Source organism: Marinovum sp. PR37 (assembly GCF_028807375.1).
Lineage (GTDB): Bacteria > Pseudomonadota > Alphaproteobacteria > Rhodobacterales > Rhodobacteraceae > Marinovum > Marinovum algicola.
Genome location: NZ_JARAML010000011.1, coordinates 22,061 through 33,952 on the forward strand (window position 1 = coordinate 22,061; position 11,892 = coordinate 33,952).

Below are 11,892 nucleotides of genomic sequence, written 5' to 3' on the forward strand. Positions count from 1 at the left end.
TCCCTAAGGCCCCGCCCGGCGACGCTCAAGCACTATTGGCTTGATGCGGCCCGGCCCGCACCCTAGGTATGAGGCCACCTCGGGGTGCTGGCGCAGTTCAAACCAGCTGAGATGCAAATCGCGAACCCGTTGAACCTGAACCGGCTAGAACCGGCGGAGGGAAGGTCGACCGCCCCGGCGCTCCCCCACTCCGCCCCGAACTGTGGAGAGACCCATGCTGGGACGCACCTTTGCCGCGGGCATGATCGCCGCCACCGCCACCATGGCGGCGGCCGAGACCCCCGTGCTGACCGTTTACGCAGGCGATTACTTCAAATCCGAATGGGGCCCCGGCCCCGGCATCGAGGCGGGGTTCGAGGCGCGCTGTGGCTGCGATCTGGTCTACAAGACCGGCGAACTGCTGCCCCGCATCCTGCTCGAAGGCGAACGCACCGAAGCCGACGTGGTGATCGGCCTCACCTCCGACGTCACCAAGAAGGCGCGCGAAAGCGGCCTCTTTGCGCCGCATGGCCTCGACACCTCGGCCCTGACCCTGCCGGTCGCCTGGCAGGACGACACCTTCCTGCCGTTCAACTACGGCCACACCGCCTTTGTCTACAACAAGGAGAAGGTGGCCACCCCTCCGGCCAGCTTCGACGATCTGCTGAATGCCCCCGACGACCTGCGGCTGGTGATCCAGGATCCGCGGTCCTCGATCTCGGGCCTTGCGCTGGTGCTCTGGGTGCATGCCGTCTATGGCGACGAGGCCGAGGCCGCCTGGGCCAAGCTCGCCCCTAAGATCGTCACCGTCACCAAGGGCTGGTCGGAGAGCTACGGCCTGTTCACCGATGGCGAGGCCGACATGGTGCTGAGCTACACCACCTCGCCGGCGTATCACATCATCGCGGAAGAGGATGACACCAAGGCGGCGGCGATCTTTCCCGAAGGCCATTACTTCATGGTCGAACTCGCCGCCAAGCTGGCCACCACCGACAACCCCGAACTCGCCGATCAATTCATGGCCTATGTCCTGACCGAAGACTTCCAGTCGATGATCCCGACCTCGAACTGGTCGCTCCCCTCGGCGCTGCCGCAGGAGAAATGGCCCGAAGGGTTCCGCGCGCTGCCGATGCCGGAAAAGGTGCTGTTCTACAACGAGGACGAGGCCGCCGCGCTGCGTGACGAGGCCATCGAGGCATGGCGCAGCGCGCTCTCCCGCTGAGCTCTTTGCCCCGGTCCGGGGCGGGGCTCTGGGCGCTCCTGGTCGCGGGGCTGGTGATCGGCCCGGTGACCGCGGTGATCTGGCGCGCCGGTGGGCTCGGCGCGCTCGGGCCGGCCGATTTCGACGCGCTCTGGTTCACCCTCTGGCAGGCGGCGGTCTCGGCCGGGCTCAGCGTGGCGCTGGCGGTGCCGGTGGCGCGCGCCTTGTCGCGCCAGCGCTTCCCCGGTCGCGGGGCGCTGATCGCCCTGCTGGGCGCGCCCTTCATTCTGCCGGTGATCGTCGCGGTGCTGGGCCTTCTGGCGGTGTTCGGCGGCAACGGTCTGGTCAACCAGCTCACCGGCGCGCTCGGCCTGCCGCGCATCGACATCTATGGCTATCACGGCGTGATCCTGGCGCATGTCTTCTTCAACCTGCCGCTGGCCACCCGGCTGATCCTGCAAGGCTGGCTTGCCATCCCGGCCGAGCGCTTCCGCCTCGCCGCCTCGCTCGACGCGCCGGTCGGGCGTCTTCTGGAACGTCCGATGCTGCGCCGCATCGCGCCCGGCGCCTTCGCGGTGATCTTCGTGATCTGCCTGACCTCCTTTGCCGTCGCACTGACCCTGGGGGGCGGGCCGCGCGCCACCACGGTGGAACTGGCGATCTACCAGGCCTTCAAGTTCGACTTCGATCTCGCCAAGGCGGCGACGCTGGCGCTGGTGCAGCTGGCGCTGGGCATCGCCTCGGCACTGGCGCTGTTGCTGCTCTCGCCGCCCGACGGTTTCGGCGCCGGCCTCGACCGCCTCCAGGCCCGCTGGGACGGCCGGAGCCGGCCCGCCCGGCTGGGCGACGCGCTCTGGATCGGTTTCGCCGCGCTCTTCCTGCTGACCCCGCTGGCGATGATCGTGCTGGCCGGGCTGCCCGGCCTGATGGTCCTGCCGGTCGAGACCTGGCAGGCCGCTCTGCGCTCGGTCTCGGTGGCCCTCGGCGCCACCGCGCTCACCCTGGTGCTGGCCCTGCCGCTGGCCACTAGGGCCGGCGAACTGGCCGGCCTGCTCGGCGTCGCGGTCTCGGGTCTGGTGCTGGGCACCGGGCTGTTCCTCATCGTCCAGCCGCTGATGCGCCCGGCCGAGGCCGCCCTGCCTGTCACCCTGCTGGTCAATGCGCTGATGGCCTTGCCCTTCGTCCTGCGCATCCTGCGCCCGGAACTCGACGCCGCCCGCGCCGATTTCGGCCGCCTGGCCGCCACCTTGGGCATCACCGGCTTCGCTTTGTGGCGCATCGTGCTGCTGCCGCGCCTGCGCCGGCCGCTGGGCTTTGCCGCCGGGCTGACGGCGGCGCTGTCGATGGGCGATCTCGGGGTCATTGCGCTGTTTGCCGATGGCGAACACGCCACCCTGCCGCTGCAACTCTACCGATTGATGGCCGCCTACCGGATGGAGGCCGCCCAAGGCGCGGCCCTGCTGCTTCTGACCCTCAGCCTCGGGCTGTTCTGGCTGTTCGACAAGGGCGGGCGCGCCAATGCTTGAGCTGCGCCGGATCGCCTATCACCAGGAGGATTTCCACCTCACCGCCGACACCCGCATCAGCGCCGGGTTCACCGCGCTGATCGGCCCCTCGGGCGCCGGCAAGTCCACCCTGCTCAACATGATCGCGGGCTTTCTCGCGCCGACCTCCGGCCAGGTGCTCTGGGACGGGCAGGAGATTTCCGGCCTGCCGCCGGCGAAACGTCCGGTGAGCATCCTGTTCCAGGACAACAATCTCTTTCCGCATCTCACTGTCCGCGCCAATCTGGCGCTTGCGATGACCACCCGCCGCCCCGACGCGGACCAGCTCGCGCGCATCGAGGCGGCGCTGGCGCAGGTCGGCCTCGGCGGCATGGGCGGGCGCAGGCCGGCGGCGCTCTCGGGTGGCCAGCAGGGCCGTGCGGCGCTGGCGCGGGTGCTGCTTCAGGACCGCCCGCTGATGCTCCTGGACGAGCCGTTCTCGGCTCTGGGTCCGGCGCTGCGCAGCGAGATGCTGGATCTGGTCGCCCGGCTGGCGGCAGAGCAGGGCATCCGGGTGCTGATGGTCAGCCACGCCCCCGAAGACGCCCGCCGGGTCGCCGATGAGGTGGCGCTGGTCTCGCAGGGCGCGCTGCACCCGCCGCAGCCCACCCAGGGCTTCTTCGCCACGCCGAGCAAACAGCTGCAAGCCTATCTCGGCGACGGCTGAGCCCCTTTCCAAGGCTTCTTCTCTTTGAAAAGACGCCTGGGGGTGTGGGGGCAAAGCCCCCACCCCGGTCGGCGTGCGCAGGCACGGCGACAACAAAAAAAGCCCCGCCGAAGCGGGGCCTTTCGGAATGATATCGGCCGAGCCTCAGGCCTTGGTGCGGTTCTTGACCGGCTTCCAGATGCGCTTGTTGGTCAGGTAGAGCAGCACCGAAAGCAGCACGAGGAACAGGACGCCAGTCAGACCGGCCTGCTTGCGCGCCATCATCTTCGGCTCCGCCGTCCACATCAGGAAGGCAGAGACGTCTTCGGCCAGGGCCTGTTGGTCATTGGAATGACCGTCGGCGTAATCCACCAGCCCGTCGTCCAGCGGCGGCGCCATGGAAATCCAGCCGCCCGGAAAGGCGGTGTTTTCATACAGCGTCACGCCAGCCTCGGTCTTTTCCTCGCCGGTATAGCTGGTGAGGATCCAGGTGATGTACTCCGCGCCGCCCATGCCATTGAAGAGCTGGCTCAGGCCGGTGCCATAGGGGCCGTGAAAGCCGGCGCGCGCCTTGGCCATCAGCGACAGGTCGGGCGCGCCAACGGCGGTGTTGGCCGGGAAGTTGTCGGTCTGTTTCGCCGGGCGGAAATCATCCAGCTCGGCGTCGAACACCTCGAAGTTCTGGGCCGCATAGGCGCGGACCTGATCTTCGGGCAGGTGCGGGCCGCCTTCGTCCGCAAGCGTGCGGATCGGCACATATTGCAACCCGTGGCAGGCGGCGCAGACCTCGGTATAGACCTGAAGGCCGCGCTGAAGCTGAAACTCGTCAAAGGCGCCGAACGGGCCCTCGAAGGAAAAGTCCACATCTTCCTTGGGGCCTTCCGCGACGGCGGCAAGGGCCCCGGTCGCCGTCAGCGCAAGCGCGGTGACGGCCGAGATCGTGAGGGTCTTGATGGTCATCTGTCTCTTGCCTCTCGATTATTCGCCGGGGGACACGACGGTCTTGGTGCCGCCGGTCTTGGGGGCATAATGCGCGTCGAAGTCATCCGCGATGGTGGCGGGCGGAGTCTGCGGTTTCTCGATCACGCCGAGCAGCGGCAGGATCACCAGGAAATAGGCGAACCAATAGGCCGAGGCGATCAGCGAGAAGGTGGCATAGGGCTCTTCCGCCGGCATGGCGCCCAGCCACATCAGCAGCATGAAGTCGAGCGCCAGCAGCCAGAACCACCACTTGAACATCGGGCGATAACGGCCCGAGCGCACCGAGGAGGTATCAAGCCAAGGTGCCAGCGCCATCACCGCGATGGCACCGAACATGGCCAGCACGCCAAAGAATTTCGCATCGACGATGCCGCCGGTCACGAAAGAGGCGAATTGCACGACCCAGACTTCCGAGGTGAAGGCGCGCAGGATCGCGTAGAACGGCAGGAAATACCATTCCGGCACGATATGCGCGGGCGTCGCCAGCGGGTTGGCCTCGATGTAGTTGTCGGGGTGGCCGAGGTAGTTCGGCATGAAACCGACGATGGCAAAGAACACAACCAGGATCACCGCCAGGGCAAAGAGATCCTTGATCACGAAATAGGGCCAGAACGACACCGTGTCCTTTTCGGCTTCCGCCTTCGAGGTGCGGCGCACTTCGACACCGGTGGGGTTGTTGTTGCCGGTGGTGTGGAAGGCCCAGATGTGCACCGCGACCAGCGCCGCGATGACGAAGGGCAGCAGGTAGTGCAGCGAGAAGAAGCGATTCAGCGTCGCGTTGTCGACCGCCGGCCCGCCCAGAAGCCAGGTCTGGATCGGCTCGCCGATGAAGGGGATCGCGCCGAACAGGCCGGTGATCACCGTCGCGCCCCAGAAGGACATCTGGCCCCAGGGCAGAACGTAGCCCATGAAGGCGGTGCCCATCATCGCCAGGTAGATCAGCATGCCGATGATCCAGGTCACTTCACGCGGGGCCTTGTACGATCCGTAGTAGAGACCGCGGAAGATGTGCATATAGACCGCGACAAAGAACAGCGAGGCGCCGTTCATGTGCAGATAGCGGATGAAATGGCCGCCGTTGACGTTGCGCATGATGTGCTCGATCGAGGCGAAGGCCAGATCGACATGCGGCGTGTAATGCATCACCAGAATGATGCCGGTGACAATCTGCAACACAAGGCAGAAGGTCAGAACGATGCCCCAGATCCACATCCAGTTGAGGTTCTTGGGGGTGGGGATCATGATCGTGTCATACAGCAGCCCGACAATCGGCAGCCGCTTGTGCAGCCACTGCTCGCCACCGGTCTTCGGTTCGTAATGGTCGTGAGGAATACCAGCCATATCTTACGCTCCTTATCCCAGCAGCAGAGTGGTTTCGTCTTCGAAGACGGCAGGCGGCACATGGAGGTTTTCCGGCGCCGGACCTTTGCGGATGCGGCCCGCGGTGTCGTAGTGCGAGCCGTGGCAGGGGCAGAACCAGCCGCCGAACTCACCGGCACCATCGCCCAGCGGCACACAGCCGAGGTGGGTGCAGACGCCCATCTGAACCAGCCATTCGCCGGCTTCGTCCAGGGTGCGGTTCTCATCGGTGGCCGCGGTCTCGCCCGAGATGTTGGGGTTGCGCGCGATCGGATCGATCAGGTCGTCCAGATCCACGGCGCGGCCCTCTTCGATCTCGGCCGCGGTGCGGCGACGGATGAAGACCGGCTTGCCGAGCCACTTGACCGTCAGCTGCGTGCCCTGCTCGACACCCGAGACATCGACCCGGATCGAGCTCAGCGCGCGCACGTCGGCGGAGGGGTTCATTTGATTGACGAGCGGCCAGACCGCTGCACCGGTCGCAACGGCGCCCGCGCCGGCGGTGGCATAGTAGAGAAAATCTCTGCGGGTGCCTTCGTGATCGTCTGCGTGGGACACGAGTGATCTCCATTTCAGCGCCAGATGACTGGCTATAAAATCATGGCCGCACACGAGACCGAATGCAGCTTTCCTGGTGCGGTATGTAACCAAGCCTCAAAATGGCGTCCAGCGTTCAAAAGCGCGCAGGGGCCATCGCGCCGTATTGTCGCGCCAAAAAAGCATTGAAATCGCGTTCCCGACGCCCATGAGCCGGCCGAGGGCCGAAATTTCGCCAACCCGGCGAAGCGCTTGGGGCCGAATTCCCGACCGTTCGGCGACTCGGACGAATCTTTGGCCGTTCAGTCCTTCGGTGCGGTCGCCTGCATCGAGGGCCGCTCGGCAAATTCGGCATACCAATCGGCCAGAGCCGGGTTGCCGGTGCGCCAGACCCGCGCGGCATGGCGGAAGTCGAGATAGGAGAGCGCGCAGCCCACCGCGATCTGGCCGATGTCCAGCGGTCCGCGCAGATGGCTGATCCAGCGGGTGTTGAGCGCCGAGACCGCGCGGTCGATCTTGGCCCATTGCGCCTCGACCCATTCCGCCGATTGCTTTTCCTCAGGGCGGAAGCGCGCCTCGTAGACCATCAGCACGGCGGCATCCATCATGCCGTCCGCCGTCGCCTCGAGGGTCAGCGTATCCCATTGACGGCGCTCGGGATAAAGCCCGCCCTGCACCCGCGCATCGAGAAAGCGGCAGATCACCCGGCTGTCGTAGATCGTCGGCGCATCGGGCCGGATCAGCGCCGGGATCTTGCCCACCGGATTGGCCGCGATCAGCTCGGGCGAGGGGCCGGTGGGCGAGGCCACGACGGTTTCGTATTCCACCGCATCGACCTGATCGGTCTCATGCAGGGTGACCATGACCTTGCGGACAAAGGGCGACGGCCCCGCCATCAGAAGTTTCATGCCGCTGTCCTTTCCATTGCGGAATTTGCGGCAGGTTAGCAGCCTATCCGCCGGTGTCCACGCCCCGCATCAGGGCGGCGAGCAGAGCCAGCTCCTGCCCCTGGCCATAGGCTGCGACCCCCTCGGCGGCGCGGGCGCGCACGGGCCCGGGCTTGTTCTGGCTCAGCTTCCAGGTGCCGTCGACACCGGTAACCTCGAAACGGTACGGCCGGATCATCCGCATCATCTTGTCCATCACCCCGGCCGACATCTTGCCCGAGGTCCAGGGCGGCTTGGGCAGCAGTTGTTCCTCGAACTTTGCGGTCAGCCGGTCGAGCAGATCCCAGAGCGCCTCGGGCGGCAGCGGGCGCAATTCGCCGGTGAGATGCACGGCGACATAATTCCATGTCGGCACCTGATCGGCGAGCTCGTACCAATCGGGAGAGATGTAGGAATCAGGACCGCTCACCGCGATCCGCCCGGCCATCGCGCCGGTGCAGGCCCGTGCAATCGGATTGGAGCGGACGAGGTGCAGATCGGCTTCGGTCCCCTCGGCGTTCAGCAGGAAGGGCACATGCGACAACAGCGGCGCACCGCTGCCCCCCGACATCGCCAGCACGCCAAAGCCGCGCGCGCGGGCGAAAGCCAGATTGCGCGCCGCATCCTCGCGGCGGAACGCCGGATTGGGATGCATTCAGACCACCAGCTGCTGGCCGTCGAAGCCGGAGATGGTTGCGGTCACGATCTCGCCTTCGGGCTGGGCCGCGGCAAAGCGCACTTCGGCGAATTGTTCGGTCCGTCCCATATGCGGGTTTTCCATCAACATATGATGAACGCGGCCCTGCTGCGCCGCCAGATGCGCCGCGACCTGTCTCGCACCAGCCGCACGCAGCCGCCCGGCCCGGTCCTTGATCGCCCGGCCATCGACCTGCGGCATCCGCGCCGCCGGGGTGCCCGGACGCGGGCTGTAGGGGAAGACATGCAGCCAGGTCAGCCCGCACTCCTCGACCAGCTTGAGCGAATTGTCGAACATCGTTTCGGTCTCGGTCGGGAAACCGGCGATGATGTCGGCACCATAGGTCATGTCGGGCCGCAGCCGCCGCGCCTCTTCGCAGAAGGCGATGGCGTCGTCGCGCAGGTGGCGGCGCTTCATCCGCTTGAGAATCATGTCGTCGCCGGCCTGAAGGCTGAGGTGCAGATGCGGCATCAGGCGGGGCTCGGTGGCAATCGCCTCCATCAGCGCCGGGTCGGCCTCGATCGAATCGATCGACGAGATCCTGAGCCGCGCCAGATCGGGCACCAGCTTGAGGATGCGCCGCACCAGATCGCCCAGTCGCGGCGTCGCCGGCAGGTCGGCGCCCCAGGAGGTCAGGTCGACCCCGGTCAGCACCACCTCGTTGTAGCCGCGATCCACCAGCCGCTTGATCTGGTCCACCACGACCCCCGCCGGCACCGAGCGCGAATTGCCCCGGCCATAGGGGATGATACAGAAGGTGCAGCGGTGGTCACAGCCGTTCTGCACCTGCACGTAGGCGCGCGAGCGGGTGCCGAAACCATCGATCAGATGGCCGGCGGTCTCGGTGACCGACATGATGTCATCGACCTTGACCTTCTCGGTCTCGCCGACAAAATCCGCCGCCAGGCCCTGCCAAGTCTCGGGCTGCATCTTTTCGGTATTGCCGACCACCAGGTCGACCTCGTCCATCGCGGCAAAGGTCTCGGGCTCGGTCTGCGCGGCACAGCCGGTGACGATCAGCCGGGCCTGCGGGTTCTCGCGCCGAAGCTTGCGAATCTCCTGCCGCGCCTTGCGCACCGCCTCGGCGGTGACGGCACAGGTGTTGACCACCACGGCGCCATCAAGGCCGGCCTCGGCGGCCAGCTCCTTCATCGCCTCGGTCTCATAGGCGTTCAGGCGGCAACCCATGGTCGAAAACACCGGCGCGCTCATGTCAGGCTCTCCAGAAAGGCGTCCGTCAGGGTGCCGGTAAAGACATGCGCCGTCGGCCCGGTCATCCAGACGCCTTCGTCGGTGACGCGGATGCGGATTTCGCCGCCGTCGAGGTGGATCGTCACCTCGGGCCCGGTCAGCCCGCGGCGATGCGCCGCCACGGCGGTGGCACAGGACGACGAGCCCGAGGCCAGTGTCACCCCGGTGCCCCGCTCCCAGACGCGCATCCGCAGGATGTTTTCGCCGGTCACGCTGGCAAACTGCACATTGGTGCGTTCGGGGAACAGCGGGTGATTTTCGATCTCGGGGCCTCGGCTCTCCAGATCCACCGCCTCGGCGTCGGCGACAAAGAAGGTGCAATGCGGGTTGCCCATGCCGGTGGCGGTGGGGCCGCCTTCGATCGGCAGCTCCAGCGTCTCCATCGCGCGCGCCAGCGGCACCCCCTGCCAATGGGTCTCGGGCGGGCCCATGTTGACCGAAGTGAGCCCCTGCCCCGCATCCCGCGCCTCGAGCACGCGCGCGCCGGCCTTCAGGCGCAGCCGGGTCTTGCCCGTCTCGTCCATCAGGTGCCGCGCGATGCAGCGGGTGGCATTGCCGCAGGCGGCGGAAATCGAGCCATCAGCGTTGTAGAAGATCAGCTCGGCATCGACCTCCGCGCCCGGCACGATGACCGCCAGTTGATCGAAGCCGACGCCACGATGCCGGTCGGCCAGCGCCGTGGCCAGCGCCGGGGTCATCGCAAGCTTGCGCGCACGACCGTCGAGGACAACGAAATCGTTGCCCAACCCGTGCATCTTCATGAAAGTGCGATCTGTCTGATCCATGGTGTTCATGGGCGCGCATATACGCCTCTGACAGAACTTATTCCAGAGGCTGACGATTTTTCGCGTTTTCGGGGTTGACCCTATCGGCCGCAGTTTCTAGAAGCCGCGAACACAGTGGGCCGTTAGCTCAGTTGGTAGAGCAACTGACTTTTAATCAGTGGGTCGCAGGTTCGAATCCTGCACGGCTCACCACTGCACCAAATCGCCGAAAATTCCATGCCACCCCCTCCGGGGACCGGGGCGCCGAGACCTTGTGCGCACAGCAGCGTGGAACCAACCCGGCAGCGCGGCGTTTGGTGGTATGCTTCACCGTATCCGGCTTCTTCTCCTCGCGGTCCTGATCGGCCTCGCGCTTCCCCTCGTGGCCCAGGAAGAGGAAAGCCAGTCGTGGTATGAGGTCGATGCGCTCAATGCCGGGTTGGGCCCGGCGCCGGAAGAACTCGACCGGTCGACGCCGCGCTCGGCGATGCGGGCCTTTGTCGAATTGTCCGACGAAGGCAATTTCGCGGCGGCGCAGCATATGCTCAACCTCAACGCCCTGCCCCCGGAGCGCCAGGCCGAAGCGGGCGAGCGCTTTGCCCAACAGCTCTATCAGGTGATCGACCGGCGGGTCTGGCTGGACTGGGCGGGGCTGCCGGCGCGGCCCGATGCGCTGGTCGAAAGCGGCAGCAGCAGCAATCCGCAGGCCGGCCAGGTGCGCCGCGACCTCGGGATCAAGCTGTTTCAGCTCAATGGGCGCGCCTACGAGATTCGCCTCGCCCGGTACAAGGCGCCAACCGGCGAGGAGGCGCATTGGCTGTTCACCCCGCAGACCGTCGAGGACGTGCCGGCGCTGCACGATGCCTATGGGCCGCGCGCCTTCGAGCGCCACATTCCCGACAGCCTGCAACGCGAGTTGGGCGCCCTGCGGATATGGGAGTGGATCGGCCTTCCGGTGATGGTCGTCACGCTGCTCGCGCTGGGCTGGGCGGTCAAGAACACGCTGGACGCGGCCTCGGGCCGGTTACGGCGCCCCTTTCTCAAGACCGCCGCCGAACGCGCCAGCGTGCCGCTTGCGCTGTTCGTCGTGGCGCTGGTGGCGCAGACGGTGCTGGAGCTGGCGGTGTCCTTCTCGGGGCCGGTCACGGCGGTGGTGCAGCCGCTTTTCGTGGTGGTCATGACCACTGCGGTGGGCATCGCCATCCTGCGGGTGATCGACGCCGTCCTCGACCGCGTGACCCAGCGCTACGTGGGCGAGATCGACGATGCGCGCAATCTCGACAAGCGCGAGCTTTACACCTCGATCTACGCGCTGCGGCGGGTCATCGTGCTGTTGATGGTCGGCTTCGCGGCGATTTTCGTTCTGGTGCAGCTCAACCTGTTCGAATCGCTCGGCATCACCCTGCTGGCCTCGGCCGGGGTGCTGACCGTGCTGCTCGGCATCGCCGGGCAGGCCGTGCTGGGCAATATCCTCGCCTCGCTTCAGATCGCCCTGGCCAAGCCTGTGCGGATCGGCGACAGCGTCGAATTCGAAGGTCACTGGGCCTATGTCGAAAGCATTTTCTACACCTTCATGCGGCTGCGCACCTGGGACGAGCGGCGGATCATCGTGCCGGTGAAATACTTCGTCTCCAGGCCGTTCGAGAACTGGTCGGTCAAGGATGCGCGGTTGATGAAGACCGTCCGGCTCTGGCTCGACCATGCCGCCGACGCCGAGGTTCTGCGCGAGACCTTCGAGACGCTGGCCAAAGACCTGGACGGCGTGATCGAACCCGAATCGCTGGCGTGTTTCGTGACCGATCACAACGAACATGGCCAGGAAATCACCTGCTACGTCATGACCCCCGATCCCTCGACCGGCTGGGAAGTCGAAATGCGGCTGCGCGAACAGCTTCTGGCCTTCATCCGCGCTAACCATCCCGACTGGTGGCCGCGCGAACGGGTCATTGGCGGCCGCCACGTGCCGGACAACGATTGACAGGCAGGGCGCGGCCTCTGGCGCCCTGC

At 66.4% G+C, this 11,892-nt stretch carries 11 protein-coding genes, 1 tRNA gene and 1 riboswitch; of the genes, 5 read left to right on the forward strand and 7 right to left on the reverse strand.

From position 1 onward, the window contains the following. Nucleotides 1-70 precede the first annotated feature (70 nt). Nucleotides 71-179, forward strand: a riboswitch (TPP riboswitch). 35 nt (nt 180-214) lie between these two features. From thiB to PVW49_RS11080, 3 genes are read left to right on the forward strand one after another with little or no spacing between them, the layout of a single operon-like run. Beyond that, the gene (gene thiB / locus PVW49_RS11070) at nt 215-1,201 is read left to right on the forward strand and encodes a thiamine ABC transporter substrate binding subunit (protein ID WP_274590554.1); all 987 of its coding nucleotides are present in this window, start codon (nt 215-217) and stop codon (nt 1,199-1,201) included. After that, the gene (locus tag PVW49_RS11075) at nt 1,177-2,706 is read left to right on the forward strand and encodes a thiamine/thiamine pyrophosphate ABC transporter permease ThiP (protein ID WP_274590555.1); all 1,530 of its coding nucleotides are present in this window, start codon (nt 1,177-1,179) and stop codon (nt 2,704-2,706) included. Before thiB ends, PVW49_RS11075 begins: the two co-directional genes overlap by 25 nt. Then, complete coding sequence (locus PVW49_RS11080) at nt 2,699-3,391, forward strand: thiamine ABC transporter ATP-binding protein (protein WP_074840055.1); 693 nt, start codon at nt 2,699-2,701, stop codon at nt 3,389-3,391. Before PVW49_RS11075 ends, PVW49_RS11080 begins: the two co-directional genes overlap by 8 nt. 144 nt (nt 3,392-3,535) lie before the next feature. On the opposite strand, the gene PVW49_RS11085 is transcribed toward PVW49_RS11080, so the two are convergent. The 7 genes from PVW49_RS11085 to dapF form a co-directional block, all read right to left on the reverse strand. Continuing rightward, nucleotides 3,536-4,330: a cytochrome c1 gene (locus tag PVW49_RS11085; RefSeq protein WP_074840059.1), complete on the reverse strand. Its 795-nt coding sequence runs from the start codon at nt 4,328-4,330 to the stop codon at nt 3,536-3,538. Between the two features lie 18 nt (nt 4,331-4,348). Next, on the reverse strand, nt 4,349-5,692 hold the full coding sequence (gene petB, locus PVW49_RS11090; protein WP_048533049.1) for a cytochrome b: 1,344 nt from the start codon (nt 5,690-5,692) through the stop codon (nt 4,349-4,351). A gap of 12 nt (nt 5,693-5,704) precedes the next feature. Continuing rightward, the gene (gene petA / locus PVW49_RS11095) at nt 5,705-6,268 is read right to left on the reverse strand and encodes a ubiquinol-cytochrome c reductase iron-sulfur subunit (protein ID WP_048533050.1); all 564 of its coding nucleotides are present in this window, start codon (nt 6,266-6,268) and stop codon (nt 5,705-5,707) included. A 281-nt stretch (nt 6,269-6,549) separates the two neighbouring features. Next, the gene (locus PVW49_RS11100; RefSeq protein WP_048533052.1) at nt 6,550-7,155 is read right to left on the reverse strand and encodes a glutathione S-transferase; all 606 of its coding nucleotides are present in this window, start codon (nt 7,153-7,155) and stop codon (nt 6,550-6,552) included. A gap of 43 nt (nt 7,156-7,198) precedes the next feature. Beyond that, on the reverse strand, nt 7,199-7,828 hold the full coding sequence (locus PVW49_RS11105) for an FMN-binding negative transcriptional regulator (protein ID WP_074840061.1): 630 nt from the start codon (nt 7,826-7,828) through the stop codon (nt 7,199-7,201). Then, entirely contained in the window at nt 7,829-9,082 is a 1,254-nt protein-coding gene (gene mtaB / locus PVW49_RS11110) for a tRNA (N(6)-L-threonylcarbamoyladenosine(37)-C(2))-methylthiotransferase MtaB (RefSeq protein WP_074840063.1), read from the reverse strand. Continuing rightward, nucleotides 9,079-9,915 carry a diaminopimelate epimerase gene (gene dapF / locus PVW49_RS11115; RefSeq protein WP_274590556.1) on the reverse strand — a complete coding sequence of 279 codons (837 nt, stop codon included), beginning with the start codon at nt 9,913-9,915 and terminating at the stop codon, nt 9,079-9,081. The genes mtaB and dapF overlap by 4 nt, the downstream gene beginning before the upstream one ends. 107 nt (nt 9,916-10,022) lie before the next feature. Here dapF and PVW49_RS11120 point away from each other — a divergent pair. Beyond that, a tRNA-Lys gene (locus PVW49_RS11120) sits at nt 10,023-10,098 on the forward strand. 109 nt (nt 10,099-10,207) lie between these two features. Beyond that, a complete protein-coding gene (locus PVW49_RS11125; RefSeq protein ID WP_274590557.1) occupies nt 10,208-11,863 on the forward strand; it encodes a mechanosensitive ion channel family protein in 1,656 nt (551 codons plus the stop codon). Nucleotides 11,864-11,892: the final 29 nt, after the last annotated feature.